The organism is Demequina litoralis, from assembly GCF_030418455.1.
GTDB classification, from domain to species: Bacteria; Actinomycetota; Actinomycetes; order Actinomycetales; family Demequinaceae; genus Demequina; species Demequina litoralis.
In genome coordinates this window covers 313,928-337,482 of the sequence record NZ_JAUHPW010000002.1, presented here as the reverse complement: position 1 = coordinate 337,482, position 23,555 = coordinate 313,928, and the positions used below count along the sequence as shown (strand labels likewise).

Here is a 23,555-nt window from a genome sequence, read left to right as displayed (position 1 = left end):
CCAGGAGTGAGGAATTATGGCTGACAACAACAGCGGCCGTCGGGGCGGTAACCGCCGCGACAACGAGCCGGAGAACAAGTTCGTCGAGCGCGTCGTCACCATCAACCGCGTCGCCAAGGTCGTGAAGGGCGGTCGTCGCTTCAGCTTCACCGCGCTCGTGGTCGTCGGTGACGGCGAGGGCAACGTCGGCATCGGCTACGGCAAGGCGAAGGAGGTGCCGGCCGCGATCTCGAAGGGTGTCGAGGAGGCCAAGCGCAACTTCTTCCGCGTCCCCCGCATCCAGGGCACCATCCCGCACGCCGTGCAGGGTGAGGCCGCCGCGGGCGTCGTGTTCCTGCGTCCCGCGTCGCCGGGTACCGGTGTGATCGCCGGTGGTCCGGTGCGCGCGGTGCTCGAGTGCGCCGGCATCCACGACGTCCTGAGCAAGTCGCTCGGCTCGTCCAACGCGATCAACATCGTGCACGCGACCGTCGACGCCCTCAAGCGCCTCGAGCGCCCCGAGGCCGTCGCCGCCCGCCGTGGCAAGGCCGTGGAGGACGTGGCCCCGGCCGCGATGCTCCGCGCCCAGGCAGCGGGGGTGAAGTAGTCATGGCACGACTCAAGGTCGTTCAGAAGAAGTCGGCGATCGGCACGAAGCCGCAGCACCGCGAGACCCTGCGGTCGCTCGGTCTCAAGCGCATCGGCGACATCGTCGTGAAGGAGGACCGTCCCGAGATCCGCGGGATGGTCAAGGCGGTGGACCACCTGGTCGCCGTTGAGGAGGTTGACTGATGGCTGAGGCCAACACGCCGGCCGAGGAGACCGCCGAGAAGGCCGCTCCCGCCAAGAAGCCGGCCGCCAAGAAGGCTCCGGCGAAGGCTGCGGCCGACAAGCCGGCCGCCGCGAAGAAGCCCGCCGCCAAGAAGGCTGCGACCGACGAGGCCAAGCCGGCCGCCAAGAAGCCGGCCGCCAAGAAGGCCGAGCCCAAGGTGGAGGAGCCCGCGGAGAAGGTGGCGACCCTCAAGGTCCACCACCTCCGTCCGGCCCCCGGCTCGCACACCAAGAAGACCCGCGTGGGTCGTGGTGAGGCGTCCAAGGGCAAGACCGCGGGTCGCGGCACCAAGGGCACGGGAGCCCGCTACCAGGTTCCGGAGCGCTTCGAGGGTGGCCAGACGCCCATCCACATGCGCATCCCGAAGCTGCGCGGCTTCAAGAGCCCGTTCAAGGTGTACTACCAGGTCGTCAACGTGGGCCAGCTCTCCGAGCTGTTCCCCAAGGGCGGCGAGATCACCAAGGCGGACCTCGTGGAGAAGGGTGCGGTGCGCCGCAACCAGCCCGTGAAGGTCCTCGGTGAGGGCGAGATCTCCGTCAAGGTGACGCTCGTCGACGCCGACAAGGTCTCGCAGTCCGCGAAGACCAAGATCGAGGCCGCTGGCGGCTCGGTCAACGAGGGCTAGTGATCGCGCCGGGCCCGTCCTGAGGGACGGGCCCGGTCGCGTATCCTCGTGTTCTCACAATCTGCAGGGGAGTATCAATGCTGAGTGGCTTCATGAGTGCGTTCCGCACCCCGGATCTTCGGAGGAAGCTCCTCTTCACCATCGGCATCCTGGCCGTCTACCGCCTCGGCGTCGCGATCCCCACGCCGGGCGTCGACTACGGCAACGTCGAGCTCTGCCTCGCGCAGACCTCCACCAACGCCGGCTTCGCGATCCTCAACCTCTTCTCGGGCGGGGCGCTCCTGCAGCTCTCGATCTTCGCGCTCGGCATCATGCCGTACATCACCGCGTCGATCATCGTGCAGCTCCTGCGCGTGCTCATCCCTCGCTTCGAGACCCTCCACAAGGAGGGCGCCGAGGGCCAGGCGAAGCTCACGCAGTACACGCGCTACATCACCGTCGGCTTCGCCGCGATCCAGTCCGCCTCGTACATCACGATGGCGCGCAACGACATCTTCTTCCCCGGCTGCTCCGTCCCGGTCATCCCCAACGACTCGTGGAACGTCATCCTCAGCATGGTGCTGACCATGACGGCCGGCACGGTGCTCATCATGTGGCTGGGCGAGCGCATCACCGAGCGCGGCGTCGGCAACGGCATGTCGCTCCTCATCTTCACCTCGGTCGCCGCGGGCTTCCCCGGCATCGTGTCGTCGATCTGGAACTCCTCGAACGGCGCCCGCAACCTGTTCTTCACCGCGATCGTGCTGTTCATCGTGATCGCCGCGGTCGTGTTCGTCGAGCAGTCGCAGCGCCGCATCCCCGTCCAGTACGCCAAGCGGATGGTCGGCCGCAAGATGCTGGGCGGCTCGTCCACCTACATCCCGCTCAAGATCAACATGGCGGGCATCATCCCGGTGATCTTCGCATCGTCGCTGCTGACGATCCCGCAGGTCATCATCCAGTTCCAGGGCGACGACCCGGCGGGCTGGGTCGTGTGGCTCAACAACAACGTGGCGCAGTCGAGCGCGCCGCTGCACATCGCGCTCTACATCCTGCTGATCGTGTTCTTCGCGTACTTCTACACCGCCATCACGTTCAACCCGACCGAGGTCGCCGACGACATGAAGAAGTACGGCGGCTTCATCCCGGGCATCCGTCCGGGCACCCCGACCGCGGAGTTCCTCGACTACGTGCTGTCCCGCATCACGGCCGCCGGCTCGCTGTACCTCGCGATCGTGGCGCTCGTGCCGACGCTGCTGTTCGTCGCGCTGGGCCTGTCCTCGTCGATCCCGTTCGGCGGCACCTCGATCCTCATCCTCGTCGGCGTCGGCCTCGACACCGTCAAGCGGATCCAGTCCCAGCTCGAGCAGCATCACTACGAAGGGTTCCTCAAGTAATGCGTGCAGTCCTCCTCGGTCCTCCCGGCGCTGGCAAGGGCACCCAGGCCGCCCGTCTCACGGAGCGCTTCGGCGTCCCCGCGATCTCGACCGGCGACATCTTCCGCGCGAACGTCAAGGGCGGCACCCCGCTCGGCGTCAAGGCGCAGGAGTACATGAACGCGGGCCAGCTGGTCCCCGACGAGGTCACGAACGCCATGGTGCGCGCGCGCCTCGCGGAGGACGATGCGGCCGCGGGCTTCCTCCTCGACGGCTACCCGCGCAACCCCGAGCAGGCGGTCGAGCTCGACTCGATGCTCGCCGAGCTCGGCGTCGAGCTCGACGTGGCGATCGAGATCACCGCGGACTTCGACGAGGTGACTCAGCGCCTGCTCAAGCGCGCCGAGATCGAGGGCCGCGCCGACGACACCGAGCCGGTGATCCGCAAGCGCCTCGAGGTGTACGCCACCTCGACCGCGCCGCTCACCGCCTTCTACGCGGGCCGCGGCCTGCTGGTCCAGGTCGACGGCCTGGGTGAGATCGACGAGGTCACCGAGCGCCTCGTCGCCGCCGTCGCGCGCTGATCCCATGGCGGGGCGCATCGAGCTCAAGACCCGCGAGGAGATGCGGGTCATGGCGGAGGCGGGCGTGATCGTCCAGCGCGCGCTCGCCGCCGCCAGGTCGGCCTGCGTCCCCGGCGCCACCACGGCTGACGCCGACGCGGCCGCGGCACGCGTCATCGCGGAGGCGGGCGCCACCTCGAACTTCCTCGGCTACCAGGGCTTCCCCGCGACGGCGTGCGTGTCCGTCAACGAGGAGGTCGTGCACGGCATCCCCGGCAACCGCGTGCTCGTGGAGGGCGACATCGTGTCGATCGACTGCGGCGCGATCGTGGCCGGATGGCATGGCGACAGCGCGATCTCGTTCATCGTCGGCGAGCCCGCCGCCCGCGCGGACGTCGCCCTGGTGAGCACCACCGAACGCGCCCTGTGGGCCGGCATCGCGGCCCTCGCCTCCGCCGACCGGATCTCCGACGTCTCCGCGGCGATCGAGGACGTCGCGGACGAGGCGGGTCTGCATCCGCTCGAGGGGTACGTGGGCCACGGCATCGGCACCGCGATGCACATGGAGCCGGACGTCCCCAACTACCGGGTGCGCGGCCGCAGCCCGCGCGTGCGCCCGGGCATGTGCCTCGCGCTCGAGCCGATGCTCGTCATCGGCACGCCGGACTCCGCCGTGCTCAACGACGAGTGGACCGTGGTGTCGCTCGACGGCTCGCGTGCGGCCCACTGGGAGCACTCGGTGGCCGTCCACGAGGACGGCATCTGGGTGCTCACCGCGGCCGACGGCGGCGCGGCCAAGCTCGCTCCGCTCGGCGTCACGCCGGTCGCCCCGTAGCCCCGGGTCCCGCATCGTCCCTGGTGTGGTCGACTCCACACGCGTTCACGCACTCGTTACCTCCGCGGCACGCGGGGGCAAAGACCGCGGGTTAGCGTCGCCTCAGCCGGTGCTCCGGACGCCGGCAGCTGAGGAGGGGCGCCATGGCGCGAGGATTTTCGTATGCCCCGGGGGCGAGCACGGAGGTCGAGGAGGCCGCGGCTCCCGGGCTGACCAAGGAACGGATGCAGGAGCTCGGCGGCTCCCGCAACGCGCTGGTGCGTGAGGCGATCGCCGCACGCACCGACTGCCCGTTCGGGCTGATGGTGACGTTGGCGCACGACCACGTGGTACCCGTCCGGGCCGCCATGGCCGGCAACCCCAAGGTGCTCCACTCGATCCTCGACTACCTCTCCCACGACCGGCAGGTCGCGGTGCTGTGCGCGGTGGCCGGCAACCCGTCGACCGGGCAGGACATCCTCGAGGCGCTGGCCGCTCACCGCAAGGGCGCCGTGCGGGACGCGGCCGCCGCGGCGCTCGACGCCCGCGCCGGCAGCGCGGTGTCCGCGGACCATACGCCCGAGCTGCGCGACCGCGTCTTCGAGGAGTCCCAGGCCCGGCGGGAGGCTCTCCTCGCGGAGGCGGCGGACAGCAGCCTCGAGGCGGCCGCCGACGCCGCGATGGAAGGCGCCGCGCCCGTCGCCGAACCGGCCGAGCCGCTGCCCGCGCGCCCGACCCGCAGCGCACCGGTGCGCGGGTTCCGCCCCCCTGTCGACGCGTAGGCGCCGCCACCCACCGTTCTTCCGACCTTCACCTGGCCGACACCTCGGCGACAGCCGATGCTCACCGCGGGCGCCTAGCCTCTCCGGAATCGAGACGGGGAGGTGGAGGTGGCCGACGACGGGTGGTCCCGCGCGCTCATGGCCGCCTCCGGTGTGCCCGTCGCGAGCGACGCACGCGACGACGGCCTCCGCGCGATCGTGATGGAGGCGCGTGCCGACGGCCTCTCGCGGGAGCGCGTGATCGCGCTCGCGCAGCACCGCGAGCCCGCGGTCCGCGAGGCCGTGGCGGCCCGGCCCGACTGCCCCCTCGGCATGCAGGCGACCCTCGCCCACGACCGGCGCACCTCGGTGCGGGTCGCGCTCGCCTCGGGACCGGGTCTCGCCGGCTCGATCGCGAGCGTGCTCGCGCAGGACCGCGAGCTGTCCGTGCTCAAGGCGCTGGCGCGCAACGCGGCCACCCCGCGCGCGGTGCTCGGGAGGCTCGCCGAGCACCGTCGCGAGGACGTCGCCCGGCTCGCGCGCCGCTCCCTCGACGGCGTCGTGCTGGGCGCGCATCCGGCACGCGTCGAGGAGATCGAGGAGCGCCCCCGCGCGACGGCGCCGCCGACCGCAGGAACCCCCTCCCCGGTGGGGGAGCGGGCGGCGGGCGTGCTGGCCCCCCGACCCTCCGTGCCGCCACGCGGCGGCGCCCGACCTGCGCACTGACGCCCCTGGCAGGTGGCTGGAAGCCGCGTCCCGTGTGTCGCGAAGATGACACGATGTCTGATTCCTCACAGAGATTTGACCCGGCTGTGCGCGCGTTTGGAAGATACTTGGCAGAACGATGACCGGTGGGAGGTACGCAGTGGTGGTTCCGGCCAGTGGGGCGTCAGAGGACGTGGCGCGCGCGCTCGATCCTGAGATCTCCGGCTCCGAGCTCCTGCCGCTCGCGGTGCACCGCGACCCGCAGGTGCGGGCGGCGGTCGCGGCCCGCAGCGACTGCCCGATGGGCGCGCTCGTCTCCCTCGGGCACGACGCCAACCTGGACGTGCTCAGCGCGCTGCTGGGGAACGCGCGCACGCCGTCCTCCGTGGTGCGGCGCCTCGCGGACCACCGCGACCCGCGGATCTCGGGGCTCGCGGTCCAGCGGCTCCGCAACGCCTTCCGGTAGGCTCGGCTCGACAGGAGCGTCCACGCACGCGCGACGATGCGCGATGCGGCTTGAGACGCGCGGCAGATTGCCGTATAGTTTTCCGTTGGGCGTTTTTGCGCGCCCGCACCCCTGTCAATCAACGTTAGCGGAGTTCATGGCTAAGAAGGACGGCGTCATCGAGGTCGAGGGCGTGGTGGTCGAAGCACTGCCGAACGCATCGTTCCGAGTCGAGCTGACGAACGGGCACCTCGTGCTCGCTCACATCTCCGGGAAGATGCGTCAGCACTACATCAGGATCCTCCCCGAGGACCGTGTGGTGGTGGAGCTCAGCCCCTATGACCTGTCCCGCGGCCGCATCGTCTACCGCTACAAGTGAGTCGTCGAGACGGCGCTTCCGCGCGCCCGATCGACGCAGGAAAGAACCATGAAGGTTAAGCCCAGCGTCAAGCCCATCTGCGACAAGTGCAAGGTGATCCGACGCAATGGCCGAGTGATGGTCATCTGCGAGAACCTGCGCCACAAGCAGCGTCAGGGCTAGACACACCCCGAGTACATCCTCGCTCGACATATGCATCAAACCCCCGGCTCGGAGGCCGGGGCCCGCGACACACCTAGGCGGGGCGTTCGAGCGTCAGACCTCCGACTACTGATGGAGTAGAACCAGCAATGGCACGCATCGTCGGTGTCGACATCCCGCGCGACAAGCGCATGGTGATCGCACTTACCTACATCTACGGCGTCGGCCGCACCCGCGCCGAGCAGATCCTCGCAGCGACCGGCATCAGCCCGGACCTGCGCGTCAAGGACGCGAACGACGAGCAGCTCGTCGCGATCCGTGACTACATCGAGGCCAACTTCACCGTCGAGGGCGACCTCCGTCGCGAGGTGACCGCCGACATCCGCCGCAAGGTGGAGATCGGCAACTACCAGGGCCTCCGCCACCGCCGCGGCATGCCCGTCCGTGGTCAGCGCACGAAGACCAACGCCCGCACCCGCAAGGGCCGCAAGAAGACCGTCGCCGGAAAGAAGAAGTAAGACATGGCCGCTCCTACTCGCAAGCCGCGCAAGAAGATCAAGAAGACCGTCGCGCACGGTCAGGCGCACATCAAGTCCACCTTCAACAACACGATCATCTCGATCACGGACCCCTCGGGCGCCGTCGTGTCGTGGTCGTCGTCGGGCCAGGTCGGCTTCAAGGGTTCGCGCAAGTCGACCCCGTACGCCGCGCAGATGGCCGCCGAGGCCGCCGCTCGCCGTGCGCAGGACGCCGGCATGAGCAAGGTCGACGTGTTCGTCAAGGGCCCGGGCTCGGGCCGCGACACCGCGATCCGCTCGCTCACGGCCGCCGGCCTCGAGGTGACCTCCATCAAGGACGTCACCCCGCAGGCGCACAACGGCTGCCGCCCGCCGAAGCGCCGCCGCAACTAGCACGCCCGCGCGGGTCGGTCCCGCGCCTCCGGTCGCGGGCCGATGCACGTCATCGGCCCGTGGCCGCCCCCTCATTTCCAGCTTCTGGCCCCAGCCGGACCGAACCCGGCAGGGAATCTCGAGCATCAGATAGCGGGTGCTCGGAAAGGAAACAACCGTGCTGATCGCACAGCGTCCCACGCTGACCGAGAAGGTCATCTCGGAGAACCGCTCGCAGTTCTCGCTCAAGCCGCTCGAGCCGGGCTTCGGCTACACGCTCGGCAACTCGCTCCGCCGCACGCTGCTGTCGTCCATCCCGGGCGCGGCGGTGACGTCGGTGCGTTTCGAGGGCGTCCTCCACGAGTTCACCACCATCGACGGGGTGAAGGAGGACGTGACCGAGATCCTGCTCAACCTCAAGAACCTCGTGGTCTCGTCGGAGAACGACGAGCCCGTCGTGATGTACCTGCGCAAGTCGGGCGCGGGCGTCGTCACCGGTGCTGACATCCAGCCCCCGGCCGGCGTCGAGATCCACAACCCGGACCTCCACATCGCGACCCTCAACGCGAAGGCGAAGTTCGAGGTCGAGCTGACGGTCGAGCGCGGTCGCGGCTACGTTCCCGCGGCGATGAACAAGAGCTACGACGCGGAGATCGGCCAGATCCCCGTCGACTCGATCTACTCGCCCGTCCTCAAGGTGACCTACAAGGTCGAGGCCACCCGTGTCGCGCAGCGCACGGACTTCGACGAGCTGGTCATCGACGTCGAGACGAAGTCCTCGATCTCGCCCCGCGACGCCGTCGCGTCGGCGGGTGCGACGCTCGTCGAGCTCTTCTCGCTCGCCCGCGGCCTCAACGAGGCCGCCGAGGGCATCGAGATCGGCCCGTCGGACACGGACGAGTCGCTCGAGGAGGACTACAACCAGCCGATCGAGGAGCTCAACCTCACGCAGCGGTCCTACAACTGCCTCAAGCGCGAGGGCATCCACACCGTGGGCGAGCTCACCGCGCGGTCCGAGGCGGACCTCATGGACATCCGCAACTTCGGCCAGAAGTCGATCACCGAGGTGAAGGAGAAGCTCGCCGAGCTGGGCTTCTCCCTCAAGGACAGCGCCGTCGAGTACGACAGCGGCTCGTCCGTCTACTTCTCGGGCAGCGACGAGTAACAAGGAGAATTCTCAATCATGCCTACCCCCACCAAGGGTGCCCGCCTGGGCGGCGGTCCCGCGCACGAGCGTCAGATGCTCGCGAACCTTTCGCAGAGCCTCTTCGAGCACGGCCGCATCACCACCACCGTGACCAAGGCCAAGCGCCTGCGCCCGCACGCCGAGCGTCTCATCACCTTCGCGAAGCGCGGCGACCTCGCCTCGCGCCGCAAGGTGCTCGGGATCCTCTCGGACAAGGGCGTCGTCCACAAGCTCTTCACCGAGATCGGCCCCGGCTTCGCCGAGCGTGACGGCGGCTACACCCGCATCACCAAGACCGGCTTCCGCAAGGGCGACAACGCCCCCATGGCCGTGATCGAGCTCGTCGAGTTCGGCACGCCCGCCAAGAAGGCCGTCGCCAAGGAGGCCGAGAAGGCCACCAAGAAGGCTGCGCCGAAGAAGGCCGAGAAGGTCGAGGAGGCGCCCGTCGCCGAGGAGACCGTCGTCGAGACCGAGGCCGCCGAGGCCCCGGCCGCCGACGAGGCCAAGTAACCCTCGCCTTCCATCAAGGCAACCCGAGGCGGGTCCGCACATGCTCTCTGAGACGGTGCGGGCCCGCCTCGACCTTTCCTACGACGGCACCGACTTCTCGGGGTGGGCCACCCAGCCCGGGCTGCGGACCGTCCAGGGCGTCCTCGAGGACGCCCTCACGCGCATCGTCCGCCAGGAGGCGTACCCCCGGGTGACCGTCGCCGGACGGACCGATGCGGGCGTCCACGCCCGCGGCCAGGTGGCCCACGTCGACATCGAGGCCTCCGCATGGGAGCGGATGCCCGGCCGCGCCGCGCGCACGCCGGCCCAGGGGCTGCTCTCGCGCCTCGACGGCGTGCTCCCCGGCGACGTCGTGATCCGCGACGTCACCGTCGCGCCCGCAGGCTTCGACGCGCGCTTCTCCGCCACGCAGCGCCGCTACGCCTACCGCGTCACCGACGCCGTCCCCGACGTCCTGCGGCGCCGCCACGTGGTCCGGGTCGGCCGCCCGCTCGACGTCGACGCCCTCAACCGCGCGTCGTCCACCCTGCTGGGCCTGCGCGACTTCGCGGCCTTCTGCCGCGGCCGCGAGGGCGCCACGACCATCCGCGACCTCACCGAGCTGTCGTGGCGCCGCGAGACCGAGGGCCCCGACACGGGCCTGGTGGTCGCGACCGTGCGCGCGGACGCGTTCTGCCACTCGATGGTGCGCTCGCTCGTGGGCGCGCTGCTCACCGTGGGGGAGGGGCGGCGCGACCTCGACTGGCTCGCCGCTGTCGCCGCCTCCGCGACCCGCTCGCAGGCGATCGCGGTGGCCCCCGCGCACGGGCTCACGCTCGAGGAGGTGGCCTACCCGGACGATGCGCTGCTCGCGGCGCGCGCCGAGGCTACCCGAGGGCGGCGCACCCTGCCGTGACCGACGCGCGCGGCCGGCCGCTCCCGGATTGAGATTCCGGCCGCGTGCGCGTATGATGGTGCGTCGTTGTGCGTTCCCTCGTGGACGGTGCCTCCCACTCGCCGCCGCAGGACCCGCCGACCGAATTGCTTCGCGGTGCCTCCCGGTACCGCACACCGAATCGAGTAGAAGTAAGGCTTCACAGTGCGTACGTTTTCTCCCAAGCCGGGTGACGTCACCAAGAACTGGTACGTCATCGACGCTACTGACGTGGTCCTCGGTCGTCTGGCCTCCCAGGCCGCTTCGCTGCTCCGCGGCAAGCACAAGGCGACCTTTGCGCCCCACGTCGACGGCGGTGACTTCGTCATCGTCATCAACGCTGAGAAGGTGGCCCTCTCGGGCAACAAGCTCACCGACAAGATGGTCTACCGCCACTCGGGCTTCCCGGGCGGTCTCTCGGCCGTCCCGATCGGCGAGCTCCTCGAGAAGAACCCCCGTCGCGTGATCGAGAACGCGGTCAAGGGCATGCTGCCCAAGACCAAGCTCGGCGCCGCCCAACTCAAGCACCTCAAGGTCTACGCCGGCGCGGAGCACCCGCACGCCGCGCAGCAGCCCGAGGTCTTCGAGATCTCCCAGGTCGCGCAGTAAGCGCCGCAGCAGTTAAGGATTGATGAAAGTGGCAGATGTGACCACCGAGGTCGAGAACGAGACCCCGTCCGAGTACACCACCGAGACCGTTGCCGAGCGCGGCAAGGGTGTCACCAACCTCGCCCCCGGCGCCGGCCTCGGCCGTCGCAAGGAGGCCGTCGCCCGCGTGCGCCTGGTGCCCGGCACCGGCAAGTGGGTCGTCAACGGCCGTGAGCTCGAGGACTACTTCCCGAACAAGGTCCACCAGCAGCTGGTGAACTCGCCGTTCGCGCTCCTCGACATCGAGGGCAAGTTCGACGTGCACGCCCGCATCCACGGCGGCGGCCCGTCGGGTCAGGCCGGCGCGCTGCGTCTCGGCGTGGCTCGTGCGCTCAACGAGATCGACGAGGACAACAACCGCCCGGCGCTCAAGAAGGCCGGCTTCCTCACCCGCGATGCCCGCATCGTGGAGCGCAAGAAGGCCGGTCTCAAGAAGGCCCGCCGCGCGCCGCAGTACTCGAAGCGCTAATCTCTCGCGCATGGCGCGACTCTTCGGCACGGACGGTGTCCGGGGCCTTGCCAACCGGGACCTCACGGCGGAGCTGGCGGTCGACCTCGCGGTCGCCGCGGCTCACGTCCTGGGGGAGCGGGGCGAGTTCTCCGGCCACCGTCCTCGTGCCGTCATCGGCCGCGACACCCGCGTCTCAGGCGAGTTCCTGAGCGCGGCTGTCGCGGCCGGTCTTGCTTCCGCGGGCGTCGACGTCCTCGACGTGGGCGTCGTGCCCACCCCCGCGGTCGCGTACCTCACCGCCTCCACCGAGGCGGACCTGGGCGTGGTGATCTCCGCATCCCACAACCCCATGCCGGACAACGGCATCAAGTTCTTCGCGCGCGGCGGCCACAAGCTCGACGACTCCGTCGAGGAGGCCATCGAGGCGCGCGTGGGCGAGGCATGGGAGCGGCCCCTCGGCGCGGCCGTGGGGCGCATCGTCCCCTCCGCGAGCCTCGCCGGCGAGTACGTCGACCACGTCGTCTCCGCCGTCCGCTCCTTCGCCGGCTCGGACGAGCCGCTCGACGGCATCCACATCGTCGTGGACGCCGCGCACGGGGCCGCCTCCGCGGTCGGTCCGGCGGCCCTCGCCGCCGCCGGCGCCCGCGTCACCACCATCAACGCGTCGCCCGACGGCCTCAACATCAACGACGGCGTCGGCTCCACCCACCTCGGACCGCTGCAGGCCGCCGTGGTGGAGCATGGAGGCGACCTCGGCGTGGCGTTCGACGGCGACGCCGACCGCTGCCTCGCGGTCGACCACACCGGCGCGGTCGTCAACGGCGACCAGATCATGGGCCTGCTCGCCGTCGCGATGCGCGACACCGGCACGCTCTACCGGTCGACGCTCGTCGCGACCGTGATGAGCAACCTGGGCCTCCACCAGGCCATGCGGCGCGAAGGCATCGACATCGTCGAGACCGCCGTGGGCGACCGCTACGTGCTCGAGGCGATGCGCGACGCCGGCTACACGCTCGGCGGCGAGCAGTCGGGCCACATCATCGTCTCCGACTACGCGACCACCGGTGACGGCGTGCTGTCGGCGCTGCTGGTCGCCGCGCGCGTCGCCGCCCGCGGCTCCCTGCGCGAGCAGTGCGCCGGCATCGAGACGCTCCCGCAGGTGCTCATCAACGTGCGCGGCGCGGACCGCTCGCGCGTCCACACGGACCGCGAGCTGCAGGCCGCCGTGAGCTCCGCCCGGCGCGAGCTGGGCGACACCGGCCGCGTGCTGCTGCGCCCGTCCGGCACCGAGCCGCTCGTGCGCGTCATGGTCGAGGCCGCCACGGCCGAGGAGGCCCAGCGGCACGGCGAGACGCTCGCCGCCGTCGTGCGCGACCGCCTGTCGCTCTGACCGGGCGCGCATGGCGACGCGACCGGCGCGCGCCGCAGGGGTGAGCCCCGAATCAGGGCATCCCCCGATCGCCGGGTACTGGCGCACCTGACAGACTTGGCCACGTGAACGAGCTCTGGCATCTCCTGACCGACTGGATCGAGACCGTCGAGGTCTGGGTCGAGTCCCTCATGGAGTCGCTATGGATCTACCCCGCGGTGTGGCTCCTGTCCCTCCTGGACGGCGTCTTCCCGGTGCTGCCGAGCGAGTCCGTGGTGATCGCCACCGCGACCAGCTGGGCCCAGTCGGGCTCCCCGTGGATCGGGATCATCTGGGTCGCCGCGGCGACCGGCGCGTGGTGCGGCGACCAGCTGGCCTACCTCATCGGGTCCAAGCTCGACGTGCGCAAGCACCCGTTCTTCGCGCGGGCCGGCATGCGCAAGACGCTCGACTGGGCCGAGTCGACGCTCGAGCGCCGCGGCACCACGTTCATCATCGCGGCCCGCTTCATCCCGATGGGCCGCGTCGCCGTCAACCTCACCGCCGGGGCGCTGCGCTACCCGCGCCAGTGGTTCATGGTGGTCGATGCGGTCGCGGTGGCGATCTGGGCCACCTACGGCACCGCGCTCGGCATCTGGGCCGGCTCGATCTTCGAGAACATCCTCGTCTCGATCACCGTGGGCGTCGTGGGCGGCGTCGTGATCGGGATCGTCATCGACAAGATCCTCGCGCGCCTGGGCTTCGCCGAGCCGGAGATGCCGAACCTCTCCGAGGAGATCGAGGAGCGGCTGCTCACCGGCGAGCTGCAGGTGCGGCCTCCGCGCCGCGGGCGTCGCCGGGCCGACGGGAGCGTCGACGGGAGCGCCGACGATGCCGCCTGAGGCGGTCGACGGCGTCGACGTCGGCTGGGAGGGCGCGCGCGCCGCGAACCTCGCCAACTGGGACGACCGCGTGCCGCTCCACGTCGAGGCGTACGGGCTCGAAGCCTTCACGGCGGATCCGGCGCACCTGTCCAGCGTGGTCAGGCACGACCTCCCGGTGCTCGAGCGTCACCTCGACGGCGGCACCCTGGCCGGCCTCGACGTATGCCACCTCCAGTGCCACATCGGCACCGACACGGTGTCGCTGGCCCGCGCCGGCGCGCGCGTCGTGGGGGTCGACTTCTCCGCCCCCGCGCTCGCGGCGGCCGCCCGCCTCGCCGCTGCGATCGGCATCGACGCCCGCTGGGTCGAGGGCGACGTGCTCGAGGCGCGGGCGCTCGTCGACGCCGCGTTGGGCGAGGACCGCACCTTCGACGTCGTCTACACGAGCATCGGCACCATCGGATGGCTGTCCGATCTCACGGCGTGGGCGCGGCAGATCGCCGCGCTTCTCGCCCCGGGCGGCGTCCTGTACTTCCGTGACGGCCATCCCATGCTCGGCACCATCGACGAGGATCGGGACGAGCTGGTCGCCCGGTACCGCTACTTCTCGGACGGGCGCGCGCTCCAGTGGGACGACGACGCGACGTACGTGGGGGACGGACGGGTCGAGGCCACGCGCACCTACGAGTGGGCGCACCCCGTCTCCGAGATCGTCACCGCGCTGCTCGAGGCGGGGCTCGCGATCGAGGCGATGGACGAGGGCCGCACCCTCCCGTGGCGCTTCTCCGAGCGCATGGTGGAGCTGCCGGACGGCGACTTCGCGTGGCCCGGCGGCGAGGCCGAAATCGTCCCCTGCACGCTCACCATCGTCGCGAGAAAAAGCCGGACGCCCTCCGATTCCCAATGACAAGGGTGAACAGTGCGGCGCACGGGCCACACGAGGCACCCCCATCACTTTTGACGCTTCGGTCACACGTGTCATTGGGAATCGGTGGGGGCGCCTCTACAGCTTGCGCATGCGCACCGACTCGACGCGGTGGTCCGGCCCCTTGTTGAGGATGATCGTCGCGCGCGAGCGCGTGGGGGCGATGTTGCGCGCGAGGTTGGGCGCGTTGACCGTGTCCCACACCTGACCGGCGACGGCGTGCGCCTGCTCATCGGTGAGCGTGGAGTACGAGTGGAAGTACGAGTCCGGCTTCGCGAACGCCGACTCCCGCAGCGCGAGGAAGCGCTCGATGTACCAGCGGCGGATGTCGTCGGGGTGCGCATCGACGTAGATCGACACGTCGAAGAAGTCGCTCACCGCGAGCTGCGAGGCACCAGGCTCGCGCGGCTGCGCGGTCTGCAGCACGTTGAGCCCCTCGACGATGAGGATGTCGGGCTGACGGACCACGACCTCCTTGCCCGGCACGATGTCGTAGACCTGATGTGAGTACACCGGCGCGCGGACCTCGGCCTCGCCGGACTTCACCTTGAGGATGAAGTCGCGCAGCGAGCGCCGGTCGAAGGACTCGGGGAAGCCCTTGCGCGCCATGAGCCCGCGCTCCTCGAGGATGGCGTTGGAGTAGAGGAAGCCGTCGGTGGTGACGAGCTCGACGTGCGGCGAGGAGGGCCAGCGCGCCATGAGCTCGCGCAGCAGGCGCGCGGTCGTGGACTTGCCCACGGCGACCGACCCCGCGACACCGATGACGAACGGCGTGCGCGACGCGCGCTCGCCCAGGAAGCTGCTCGTGGCGCCGTGCAGCGCGCCCGTCGCTCCCGAGTACAGGTCGAGCAGCCGCGACAGCGGCCGGTAGATGCGGTCGACCTCGGCGATGTCGATCGGGTCGCCCAGTCCGCGCACGCGCGCGACGTCCTCCGCGGTGAGCGGCAGCGGCGTCGCGTCGGCGAGGGCCGCCCACTCGTCGCGGGTCAGGGTGACGTACGGGTTGCCCGCGTCGGACCGTCGCGCCTCGTTCACCCGACCATTGTGGCGCATCGTCCGACCACGGGACGATGCGCGTGCCCGGCCTGCGCCGAGCGCACGGGGGCGGCATCTAGACTCGGGGTCATGTGCGGAATCGTCGGATATGTGGGGTCGGGCGCGCCCGGCGGCCGCCCGCAGGGCGTGGTCATGGCGGGGCTGGCGCGGCTGGAGTACCGCGGATACGACTCTGCCGGCATCGCCGTGGTCACCGAGGACACGGCGCGTGTCGCGATGTCGAAGAAGGCGGGCAAGCTCGTCAACCTGGAGAAGGAGCTGGCCGAGCGGCCCCTCGCCGCGGGCACCGCCGCGATCGGGCACACGAGGTGGGCGACGCACGGCGCGCCCACGGACGCGAACGCGCACCCGCACCTCGCGGCGGGCGGCCGCGTCGCGATCATCCACAACGGGATCATCGAGAACTTCGCCGCGCTGCGGGCCGAGCTGCTGGCCGAGGGCATCGAGTTCCTGTCCGAGACCGACACCGAGGTCGCGGGCCACCTGCTCGCGCGCGAGGTCGACCGGGGCCTGTCGCTCGCGGACGCGATGCGTGCCATCACGCGCCGCCTCGAGGGCGCGTTCACGCTCCTCGCGGTGGACGCGCGCGAGCCCCGCACGGTGGTGGGTGCGCGCCGCAACAGCCCGCTCGTCATCGGCTTGGGCGAGGGGGAGAACTTCCTGGGGTCGGACGTGGTCGCGTTCATCGAGCACACCCGTACCGCGCTCGAGCTGCACCAGGACGAGGTCGTGGAGATCACCCCCGACGGCGTCACCATCACCGACATCCGCGGCCTCGTGGTCGAGCGCGAGCCGTACCACGTCGACTGGGACGCCTCCGCGGCCCAGAAGGGCGGCTTCGCGACCTTCATGGAGAAGGAGATCCACGACCAGCCCACGGCGGTCGCGGACACCCTGCGCGGGCGCATCGACGAGCACGGCCGCCTCCAGCTCGACGGCGGCATGATCCACGAGACGATCCTCAACTCGATCGACAAGATCATCGTGGTCGCGTGCGGCACCGCCGCCTATGCGGGCCTGGTGGGCCGCTACGCGATCGAGCACTGGTGCCGCATCCCCGTCGAGGTCGAGCTCGCGCACGAGTTCCGCTACCGCGACCCCGTGGTGAGCGTGCGCACCCTCGTGGTCGCGATCAGCCAGTCCGGCGAGACGATGGACACGATCATGGCGGTGCGCCACGCGCAGCAGCAGGGCGCCCCCGTCATCGCGATCGTCAACTCGCAGGGCTCGACCATCGCCCGCGACGCCGACGCGGTCCTGTACACGCGCGCCGGGCCCGAGATCGCCGTCGCGTCGACCAAGGCGTTCCTCGCGCAGATCACCGCCGTCTACCTGCTGGGCATCTACCTCGCGGAGCTGCGCGGCAACAAGTTCCCCGACGAGATCGAGTCGCTGCTGGACCAGCTCGACGCGATCCCGGCGAAGATCCAGCGCGTGCTCGACGCCTCGGAGCCGATCCGCGAGCTCGCGCGCAGCATGGCGGACGAGCGCACGGTGCTGTTCCTGGGCCGCCACGTGGGCTTCCCGGTGGCCCTCGAGGGCGCGCTCAAGCTCAAGGAGCTCGCGTACATCCACGCCGAGGGCTTCGCCGCCGGCGAGCTCAAGCACGGCCCCATCGCGCTCGTCGAGGAGGGCCAGCCGGTGTTCATCGTGCTGCCCAGCCCCCGCGGCCGCGAGTCGCTGCACTCCAAGGTCATCTCGAACGTGCAGGAGGTCCGCGCGCGCGGCGCCCGCACGTTCGTCATCGCCGAGGAGGGCGACCGCGACGCCGAGAACTACGCCGAGCAGGTCTTCTACGTACCCTCCGCGCCCGTGCTCATGACCCCGCTGCTGTCCGTGGTCCCGCTCCAGCTGTTCGCGCTCGAGCTCGCCGCGGCCAAGGGCTACGACGTCGACCAGCCGCGCAACCTCGCCAAGTCCGTCACGGTGGAGTGAGCGTGGCGATCCTGGGGCTCGGCATCGACGTCGTCGAGATCGCCCGCTTCGAGGACGCCCTCGAACGCTCGCCCGGCTTCCTCGAGCGGGTCTTCACGCCCGCCGAGCGCGAGCTGGGGCACGCGAGCCTCGCCGCGCGCTGGGCCGCGAAGGAGGCGCTCGCCAAGGCGCTCGGCGCGCCCGCGGGCCTCAGCTGGCAGGACTGCGAGGTGACCCGCGAGGACGGCGGCCAGCCGCGCCTCCTCGTCACCGGGACCGTCGCGGCGCGCGTCGCCGCGCTCGGCATGACGTCGCTGCACGTATCGCTGTCGCATGACGCGGGGATCGCCTCCGCGGTCGTCATCGGGGAGGGCTGAATGACCCGCTTGCAGGTGACCATCGATCACGGCGCCATCGCGCGCAACGTCGAACGGCTGCGCGCGCACGCGCCCACCGCGGCGGTGATGGCGGTGGTCAAGGCCGATGCGTACGGCCACGGCCTCGTGGGCGCCGCCAGGGCCGCGCGCGAGGGCGGGGCCGCGTGGCTGGGCGTCGCGCAGCCGGACGAGGCGCTCGCGCTGCGCGCCGGCGGCGACGCCGGCCGGATCCTGTGCTGGCTGTACGGCCCCGAGCTGCCCGCCCGCGCGCTCATCCGCGGCGGGGTGGACGTCAGCGCCTCGTCCCTCGAGGTGCTCGACACGCTCGTGGCCGCCGCCCGCATGGACGGCCTGCGCGCCCGCGTCCACCTGTGCATCGACACGGGCCTGTCGCGCGAGGGCGTGCGCCCCGAAGGGCTGCCCGCGCTGCTCGACGCCGCGCTCGCGGCGGACGATGCGGTCCAGGTCGTCGGCGCATGGTCCCACCTCGCCTGGGCCGACCAGCCGGGCCACCCCACGATCGACCGCCAGGCCGACGTGTTCCGCGAGGCGGTCGCCACCATCGAGGGGCGCGGAGTCGCTCTCGAGGTCCGCCACCTCGCCAACTCCGCCGCGACCCTCACCCGCCCCGACCTGCACTTCGACCTCGTGCGTCCCGGCATCGCCGTGTACGGCCTGCCCCCGGTGGAGGACCCGGCCGGTGAGGGCTTCGGGCTCGAGCCCGCGATGCGCGTCACCGCGTCGCTCGCGCTCGTCAAGGACGTGCCGGCTGGGGAGGGCGTGAGCTACGGCCACGAGTACACGACGCCGCGCGACACCCGGCTCGGGCTGGTGACCGCGGGCTACTCCGACGGCATCTTCCGCTCCGCGGGCAACGGGCGTGGCCCCGTCGCCATCGGCGGTCGGCGGCACGTCATCGCGGGCCGGGTCTGCATGGACCAGGTGGTCCTCGACCTCGGGCCCGACGCCACGGAGCACCCCGGCGACGAGGTGGTCCTCATCGGCGCGGACGGGCCCTCGGCTCGCGAGTGGGCCGATGCGGCGGGCACCATCGACTACGAGATCGTCTGCCGCTTCGGCGGTCTGAAGGAGAAGTACCCCGCATGACCAGCGCATCGTCCGCCACCTTCGACGTCGCCACGGGCGACGCGATGCGGGCACTCGCCCGCGACGTGCTCGCGCCGCACCTGCGCGCGGGCGACGTCGTCATCCTCACCGGCGACCTGGGAGCCGGCAAGACCACCTTCACGCAGGGCCTCGGCGACGCGATCGGCGTGCGCGGCCCCGTCGCGAGCCCCACGTTCATCATCGCCCGCACCCACCCGTCCGAGGTGGGCGGGCCCGCGCTCATCCACGTCGACGCGTACCGCCTCAACTCGCTCGCGGAGCTCGACGACCTCGACCTCGACACCACGGTCGACTCGTCCGTCACGGTGGTGGAGTGGGGAGAGGACAAGGCCGAGCAGCTGTCGCAGGACCGCGTGCACGTCACCATCGCGCGCGAGCACGGCGGCGAGGTCGACATGGAGCGCCCCGACGAGGGGCTGCGCACCGTCACCTTCACCACCTACGGCGACCGCTGGGCCGGCGTCGCGCTCGTAGGCTAGAGCCGTGATCCTCGCCCTCGACACCTCGTCCGCCATCGCCGTCGCGCTCGTCTCCGACTCCGGGGAGGTGCGCGCACGGCGGTCCGCGTTCAACCCGCGCGGCCACGCCGAGCTGCTGTCGGGGCTCGTCGAGGAGGCGCTCGGCGAGGCGGGCGTCGCGCGCACCGACGTCACCCGCATCGTCGTCGGCACGGGCCCCGCGCCATTCACGGGCCTGCGGGTGGGCCTCATGACCGCGCGCACGCTCGGCCACGTGTGGGGCGTGCCCGTCGAGGGCGTGTGCTCGCTCGACGCGATCGGCGCCGCGCACGGCGGCGAGGTGACCGTTGTGGCCGATGCGCGCCGCAAGGAGGTCTACTGGGCCGCCTACCGCGACGGCGTGCGGGTGTCCGGTCCCGCGGTCTCGGCGCCCGGCGACGTGCCGGTGGCCGGCGCTGTCGTGGGCCGCGGCGCGCTGCTCTACCCCGACGCCTTCCCCGGCGCGGTCGAGGGCGACCCGGACCCGGCGCTGCTCGTCGGCGCGGCCGACCGCCTGCGCGCCGCCGGCGACGAGATGCCCACCGAGCCGCTGTACCTGCGCCGCCCCGACGTGCACGGCGTCCCGGGGGCGTGACCCCCGCCGAGGGCGCCGGCGCCGGCGCCGCGCCCGCCTGGGTCATCCGCGACCTCGGCCGGGCCGACCTGCCCTGGATGGCCGCGCAGGAGGTCCGCATGTTCGGCGCCTCCGCGTGGTCCCGCGAGCTCATCCAGCACGACTACCTCTACGGGCTCACCCGCTACCGGGGCATCGAGCTGGACGGCGGGCTGGTGGGGTACTCCGTGTACGGCTACGACGGCGACGCGTTCCACCTGCTCAACCTGGCCGTCGTGCCCGAGGCGCGCGGCCGCGGGCTGGGCCGCGCGCTCATGGACGACTTCATGGCGGAGGCGCGCCACGAGGGCGCACCGGACGCGTGGCTCGAGGTCGCCGTCGACAACGAGATCGCGCTCGCGTTGTACCGGGCGTACGGCTTCGAGGACGTGCGGATCCGTCGCAAGTACTACCAGCCGGAGGGGCTCGACGCCCTGGTGATGCGGGTGCAGCTGAGCGGCTACGAACCGGGTTTCTGACCCTCCGACCGCGCGACGTCGCCCGACCGCCCGCGTAGGGTGCGAAGGAGGGTCGAGCGAAGGCGGTGGACCCATGGCGTCACGGATGGTCGAGGTCGATCCGTGGGAGGTCGCGGTCACGACGCTCGACCCCGCGCGGATCCGCTTCGTCGAGAGCCTCATGTCGCTCGGCAACGGGCACATGGGCGCGCGGGGCAGCTTCGAGGAGGGCTACGGGGGCGACAGCCACCTCGGCACCTACATCGCGGGCGTGTGGTTCCCCGACCGCACCCGGGTGGGCTGGTGGAAGAACGGCTACCCCGAGTACTTCGGCAAGGTCGTCAACGCGGTCGACATCGGCGCGATCAGGATCCGTGCCGGCGGCGAGCCGGTCGACCTCTTCACGGTCCCGTGCGCGGACTTCCGGTTCGCGCTCGACCTGCGTCGCGGCTGCCTCACGCGCACCTTCCGGTGCGAGGCCGGCGGGCTCGCGCTGCGCGTGCGCTTCGACCGCTTCCTCAGCATCGTCACCCCCGAGCTGTCGTTCCAGCGGGTCGAGATCGAGGTCGAGGACGGCGAGGGGGTGCTCGAGATCACGCCCCTGCTCGACGCGGACGTGCACAACCTCGACGCGAACTACGCGGAGACGTTCTGGGAGCCCGAGCCGGGCGTCGAGCGCCGCCCGGGCATGCTCGCCATGACCACACGGCCCAACCCGTTCGGGACGCCGCGCTTCACCGTGACCGCCGCGACGCGCACCCGTGCGGAGGGCCTCGAGCCCGGCGACGCCTGGGACGATGCGCTGTCCACCGGCCGCACGTTCGCCGCGACGGTCGCGCCCGGCGACCGCGTCGCGCTCGACAAGGCGGTCGCGGTGGTCTCCTCCCGCGACCACGAGCCGCGCACGCACCCGGCCGTCGCGTCGGCGCTGCTGGACGCCGCATCGTCCCGCCCGCACGGGGCCCATCGCGCGGACCAGGCGGCGGCCTGGGCCGCCCGCTGGGAGCAGGCGGACGTGGTGATCGAGGGCGACCCTCCCGCGCAGCAGGGCATCCGCTTCAACGTCTTCCAGCTGCTGTCCACGTACTACGGCGAGGACGAGCGCCTCAACATCGGCCCGAAGGGCTTCACGGGGGAGAAGTACGGCGGCGCCACGTACTGGGACACCGAGGCGTTCCTGGTCCCCATGTACATGTCGATCGCGGAACCGGACGTGGCGCTCGCGCTCCTGCGCTACCGCCATCGCCAGCTCCCGCAGGCCCGGCACAACGCCCGCCAGCAGGGGCTTCCGGGCGCGCTGTACCCGATGGTGACGTTCGACGGGGTCGAGTGCCACAACGAGTGGGAGATCACCTTCGAGGAGATCCACCGCAACGGCGCCATCGCGCACGCGATCCGCTACTACACCGACTACACGGGCGACCGCTCCTACCTCGAGGCCGAGGGCGTCGAGGTGCTCGTCGAGATCGCGCGGTTCTGGGCGGGTCGTGTCCACTGGTCCGCGCGCGCGGACCGCTACATGATCCACGGCGTCACCGGGCCGAACGAGTACGAGAACAACATCAACAACAACTGGTACACGAACTACCTGGCCCGATGGGTGCTGCGTTACACGGACGAGGTGCTCGCCGGCCTGCCCGGGCGTGCGGCCGAGCTCGGCGTCGACGACGCGGAGCGGGAGCGGTGGCGCGACGTCGTGGCGAGGATGTACCTGCCGCACGACGACGCGCTCGGCGTCAACGTCCAGCACGACGGCTTCCTCGACAAGGCGCTCGCGCCGGTGTCCGCGCTGGGCGACGACGACCGGCCGCTCAACCAGAGGTGGTCGTGGGACCGCATCCTGCGCTCGCCGTACATCAAGCAGGCGGACGTGCTCCAGGGCATGTACACGTTCAGCGAGGACTTCACGACGGAGGAGATCCGCCGCAACTTCGCGTTCTACGAGCCGATGACCGTCCACGAGTCCTCGCTGTCGGCATCGATCCACTCCGTGCTCGCCGCGGCGATCGGCATGCCGGAGAAGGCCGTCGAGCTCTACAGCCGCACCGCGCGGCTCGACCTCGACGACTACAACAACGACACCGAGGACGGCCTGCACATCACGTCGATGAGCGGGGCCTGGCTCGCGATCGTGCAGGGCTTCGGCGGCATGCGCGGGCTCGGGGAGAGGCTGCGGTTCGCGCCGTTCTGTCCCGAGGGCTGGCGGGGCTACAGCTTCATGATCCGCTACCGCGGGCGGCTGCTGCGGGTCGCGGTCGGCGCCTCGTCGACCGCGTTCACGCTCGTCGAGGGGGAGCCGCTCGAGATCGAGGTCGGCGACGGCCTCGTCACGGTCGCGGCGGACGCACCGGCGACGGTCGCCAACCGGGCCTGAGCCGCTCCTCCCGCGGGTCCGCGCTACAGCTCGCGGACGCCGACGTCGGCGGCGATGCGGCCGCGGCGCTCGCCCGACAGGTCGTCGCCGGCGATGGGGTGCCCCACGCCGAGGATGACCTCCGCGCGCCACCCCTCGGGCATGAGCGAGGCGTCGAGCGCGGCCTTGTCGAAGCCGCCGTACGGGCGCAGCGCGAGGCCCTCGGCGCGCAGCGCGACGATGAGATAGCCCAGCTGGAGCATCGCACCGGAGTGGGCGAGGCCCGCGCGCATCTCGGGGTTGGACTCGAAGCGCTCGTGGAAGCCGGCCATGCCGGGCGCGGTGACCTCGTGGTGGTCGTGGAAGCGGTCGTCGTGCGCGGCCACCAGCAGCAGCGGTGCCTGCTCGAGCTTGGGCCGGTTGCCGGGCATCGCGGCCTCGATCACGGCCGTGCGGGCCGCCGCGGAGCGCGCCATCACGAGGCGCAGGGGCTGCGTGTTCATGCTCGACGGGCCGAACTTCGCGAGGTCCCATGCGCGCGCCACCAGCGCGGCGTCCACGGGGCGGTCGTCGAACGCGATCGCGGAGCGCGCGGAGGTGAACAGCGCGGCACGGGCGTCCTCGTCGAGGGCGAACGGGGCAACGGTCGACTCGGGAAGGTTCGGGGTTGTCATATCAACCATGATGCGCCCTCCGAGGCGGTGCGCGCGACGACCGGAGGTCCCGGCCTCGGGCGGGACGCGCGGGCGCAGCGGGTGACGGCTTGCACGACCGTGGGCGTCCACCTCCCCTTGCCTCCCGGGTG

Annotated in this window: 30 protein-coding genes; 28 read left to right on the top strand and 2 right to left on the bottom strand. The window is 71.3% G+C overall.

All coding sequences use genetic code 11. The features are described 5' to 3' along the window. The first annotated feature begins 16 nt into the window (after positions 1 to 16). The 21 genes from rpsE (at position 17) to QQX09_RS04125 (ending at position 14,336) form a co-directional block, all read left to right on the top strand. Positions 17 to 586, top strand: a complete 570-nt coding sequence (gene rpsE, locus QQX09_RS04225) for a 30S ribosomal protein S5 (protein WP_042213137.1) — start codon at positions 17 to 19, stop codon at positions 584 to 586. Between the two features lie 2 nt (positions 587 to 588). Next, a complete protein-coding gene (rpmD, locus tag QQX09_RS04220; RefSeq protein WP_062314489.1) occupies positions 589 to 771 on the top strand; it encodes a 50S ribosomal protein L30 in 183 nt (60 codons plus the stop codon). Then, positions 771 to 1,436: a 50S ribosomal protein L15 gene (rplO, locus tag QQX09_RS04215; RefSeq protein WP_301131525.1), complete on the top strand. Its 666-nt coding sequence runs from the start codon at positions 771 to 773 to the stop codon at positions 1,434 to 1,436. Before rpmD ends, rplO begins: the two co-directional genes overlap by 1 nt. 77 nt (positions 1,437 to 1,513) lie before the next feature. After that, positions 1,514 to 2,812, top strand: coding sequence for a preprotein translocase subunit SecY (gene secY / locus QQX09_RS04210; RefSeq protein ID WP_301131524.1), 1,299 nt, complete (start codon positions 1,514 to 1,516; stop codon positions 2,810 to 2,812). Continuing rightward, a complete protein-coding gene (locus QQX09_RS04205) occupies positions 2,812 to 3,375 on the top strand; it encodes an adenylate kinase (protein WP_301131523.1) in 564 nt (187 codons plus the stop codon). The genes secY and QQX09_RS04205 overlap by 1 nt, the downstream gene beginning before the upstream one ends. Before the next feature lie 4 nt (positions 3,376 to 3,379). After that, a complete protein-coding gene (gene map, locus QQX09_RS04200; protein WP_301131522.1) occupies positions 3,380 to 4,189 on the top strand; it encodes a type I methionyl aminopeptidase in 810 nt (269 codons plus the stop codon). Positions 4,190 to 4,332: 143 nt separating this feature from the next. Continuing rightward, the gene (locus QQX09_RS04195) at positions 4,333 to 4,950 is read left to right on the top strand and encodes a hypothetical protein (RefSeq protein ID WP_301131521.1); all 618 of its coding nucleotides are present in this window, start codon (positions 4,333 to 4,335) and stop codon (positions 4,948 to 4,950) included. A gap of 108 nt (positions 4,951 to 5,058) precedes the next feature. Continuing rightward, positions 5,059 to 5,655: a hypothetical protein gene (locus QQX09_RS04190; protein WP_301131520.1), complete on the top strand. Its 597-nt coding sequence runs from the start codon at positions 5,059 to 5,061 to the stop codon at positions 5,653 to 5,655. Positions 5,656 to 5,827: 172 nt separating this feature from the next. Then, positions 5,828 to 6,100 (top strand): hypothetical protein, encoded by a 273-nt coding sequence (locus tag QQX09_RS04185; RefSeq protein WP_301131519.1) that lies wholly within the window; start codon positions 5,828 to 5,830, stop codon positions 6,098 to 6,100. Positions 6,101 to 6,236: 136 nt separating this feature from the next. After that, a complete protein-coding gene (infA, locus tag QQX09_RS04180) occupies positions 6,237 to 6,458 on the top strand; it encodes a translation initiation factor IF-1 (protein ID WP_042213122.1) in 222 nt (73 codons plus the stop codon). A gap of 48 nt (positions 6,459 to 6,506) precedes the next feature. Then, positions 6,507 to 6,620, top strand: coding sequence for a 50S ribosomal protein L36 (gene rpmJ, locus QQX09_RS04175; RefSeq protein ID WP_062069916.1), 114 nt, complete (start codon positions 6,507 to 6,509; stop codon positions 6,618 to 6,620). 128 nt (positions 6,621 to 6,748) lie between these two features. Next, positions 6,749 to 7,117: a 30S ribosomal protein S13 gene (rpsM, locus tag QQX09_RS04170; RefSeq protein ID WP_301131517.1), complete on the top strand. Its 369-nt coding sequence runs from the start codon at positions 6,749 to 6,751 to the stop codon at positions 7,115 to 7,117. Positions 7,118 to 7,120: 3 nt separating this feature from the next. Beyond that, on the top strand, positions 7,121 to 7,510 hold the full coding sequence (gene rpsK / locus QQX09_RS04165) for a 30S ribosomal protein S11 (RefSeq protein WP_061963598.1): 390 nt from the start codon (positions 7,121 to 7,123) through the stop codon (positions 7,508 to 7,510). Between the two features lie 157 nt (positions 7,511 to 7,667). Further along, the gene (locus tag QQX09_RS04160; RefSeq protein WP_062298312.1) at positions 7,668 to 8,654 is read left to right on the top strand and encodes a DNA-directed RNA polymerase subunit alpha; all 987 of its coding nucleotides are present in this window, start codon (positions 7,668 to 7,670) and stop codon (positions 8,652 to 8,654) included. Positions 8,655 to 8,672: 18 nt separating this feature from the next. After that, positions 8,673 to 9,185, top strand: a complete 513-nt coding sequence (gene rplQ / locus QQX09_RS04155; protein ID WP_301131514.1) for a 50S ribosomal protein L17 — start codon at positions 8,673 to 8,675, stop codon at positions 9,183 to 9,185. Positions 9,186 to 9,225: 40 nt separating this feature from the next. After that, a complete protein-coding gene (truA, locus tag QQX09_RS04150; protein ID WP_301131512.1) occupies positions 9,226 to 10,080 on the top strand; it encodes a tRNA pseudouridine(38-40) synthase TruA in 855 nt (284 codons plus the stop codon). Between the two features lie 183 nt (positions 10,081 to 10,263). Continuing rightward, a complete protein-coding gene (rplM, locus tag QQX09_RS04145; RefSeq protein ID WP_042213112.1) occupies positions 10,264 to 10,707 on the top strand; it encodes a 50S ribosomal protein L13 in 444 nt (147 codons plus the stop codon). A 28-nt stretch (positions 10,708 to 10,735) separates the two neighbouring features. Continuing rightward, on the top strand, positions 10,736 to 11,215 hold the full coding sequence (gene rpsI / locus QQX09_RS04140) for a 30S ribosomal protein S9 (RefSeq protein WP_436969040.1): 480 nt from the start codon (positions 10,736 to 10,738) through the stop codon (positions 11,213 to 11,215). A 10-nt stretch (positions 11,216 to 11,225) separates the two neighbouring features. Continuing rightward, a complete protein-coding gene (gene glmM / locus QQX09_RS04135) occupies positions 11,226 to 12,587 on the top strand; it encodes a phosphoglucosamine mutase (protein WP_301131507.1) in 1,362 nt (453 codons plus the stop codon). Between the two features lie 104 nt (positions 12,588 to 12,691). Next, a complete protein-coding gene (locus tag QQX09_RS04130) occupies positions 12,692 to 13,447 on the top strand; it encodes a DedA family protein (RefSeq protein WP_301131505.1) in 756 nt (251 codons plus the stop codon). After that, complete coding sequence (locus tag QQX09_RS04125) at positions 13,437 to 14,336, top strand: class I SAM-dependent methyltransferase (RefSeq protein WP_301131504.1); 900 nt, start codon at positions 13,437 to 13,439, stop codon at positions 14,334 to 14,336. Before QQX09_RS04130 ends, QQX09_RS04125 begins: the two co-directional genes overlap by 11 nt. Before the next feature lie 96 nt (positions 14,337 to 14,432). On the opposite strand, the gene coaA is transcribed toward QQX09_RS04125, so the two are convergent. Beyond that, positions 14,433 to 15,407: a type I pantothenate kinase gene (gene coaA / locus QQX09_RS04120; RefSeq protein WP_436969039.1), complete on the bottom strand. Its 975-nt coding sequence runs from the start codon at positions 15,405 to 15,407 to the stop codon at positions 14,433 to 14,435. Between the two features lie 72 nt (positions 15,408 to 15,479). Between coaA and glmS the strand changes: the two genes are divergently transcribed. From glmS to QQX09_RS04085, 7 genes are all read left to right on the top strand, one after another. Beyond that, positions 15,480 to 17,345, top strand: a complete 1,866-nt coding sequence (gene glmS / locus QQX09_RS04115; protein WP_301131501.1) for a glutamine--fructose-6-phosphate transaminase (isomerizing) — start codon at positions 15,480 to 15,482, stop codon at positions 17,343 to 17,345. A 2-nt stretch (positions 17,346 to 17,347) separates the two neighbouring features. After that, positions 17,348 to 17,701 carry a holo-ACP synthase gene (locus tag QQX09_RS04110; RefSeq protein WP_301131499.1) on the top strand — a complete coding sequence of 118 codons (354 nt, stop codon included), beginning with the start codon at positions 17,348 to 17,350 and terminating at the stop codon, positions 17,699 to 17,701. After that, positions 17,702 to 18,808: an alanine racemase gene (gene alr / locus QQX09_RS04105; protein ID WP_301131498.1), complete on the top strand. Its 1,107-nt coding sequence runs from the start codon at positions 17,702 to 17,704 to the stop codon at positions 18,806 to 18,808. Beyond that, positions 18,805 to 19,308, top strand: a complete 504-nt coding sequence (tsaE, locus tag QQX09_RS04100; RefSeq protein ID WP_301131496.1) for a tRNA (adenosine(37)-N6)-threonylcarbamoyltransferase complex ATPase subunit type 1 TsaE — start codon at positions 18,805 to 18,807, stop codon at positions 19,306 to 19,308. The genes alr and tsaE overlap by 4 nt, the downstream gene beginning before the upstream one ends. A gap of 4 nt (positions 19,309 to 19,312) precedes the next feature. Beyond that, entirely contained in the window at positions 19,313 to 19,921 is a 609-nt protein-coding gene (gene tsaB / locus QQX09_RS04095) for a tRNA (adenosine(37)-N6)-threonylcarbamoyltransferase complex dimerization subunit type 1 TsaB (RefSeq protein WP_301131494.1), read from the top strand. Beyond that, positions 19,918 to 20,418, top strand: a complete 501-nt coding sequence (gene rimI / locus QQX09_RS04090; RefSeq protein ID WP_301131493.1) for a ribosomal protein S18-alanine N-acetyltransferase — start codon at positions 19,918 to 19,920, stop codon at positions 20,416 to 20,418. Before tsaB ends, rimI begins: the two co-directional genes overlap by 4 nt. A gap of 73 nt (positions 20,419 to 20,491) precedes the next feature. Next, entirely contained in the window at positions 20,492 to 22,771 is a 2,280-nt protein-coding gene (locus QQX09_RS04085; RefSeq protein WP_301131491.1) for a family 65 glycosyl hydrolase domain-containing protein, read from the top strand. A 23-nt stretch (positions 22,772 to 22,794) separates the two neighbouring features. Here the strand turns inward: QQX09_RS04085 and QQX09_RS04080 are convergent, their stop codons facing one another. After that, on the bottom strand, positions 22,795 to 23,424 hold the full coding sequence (locus QQX09_RS04080) for a malonic semialdehyde reductase (RefSeq protein WP_301131490.1): 630 nt from the start codon (positions 23,422 to 23,424) through the stop codon (positions 22,795 to 22,797). Positions 23,425 to 23,555 lie beyond the last annotated feature (131 nt).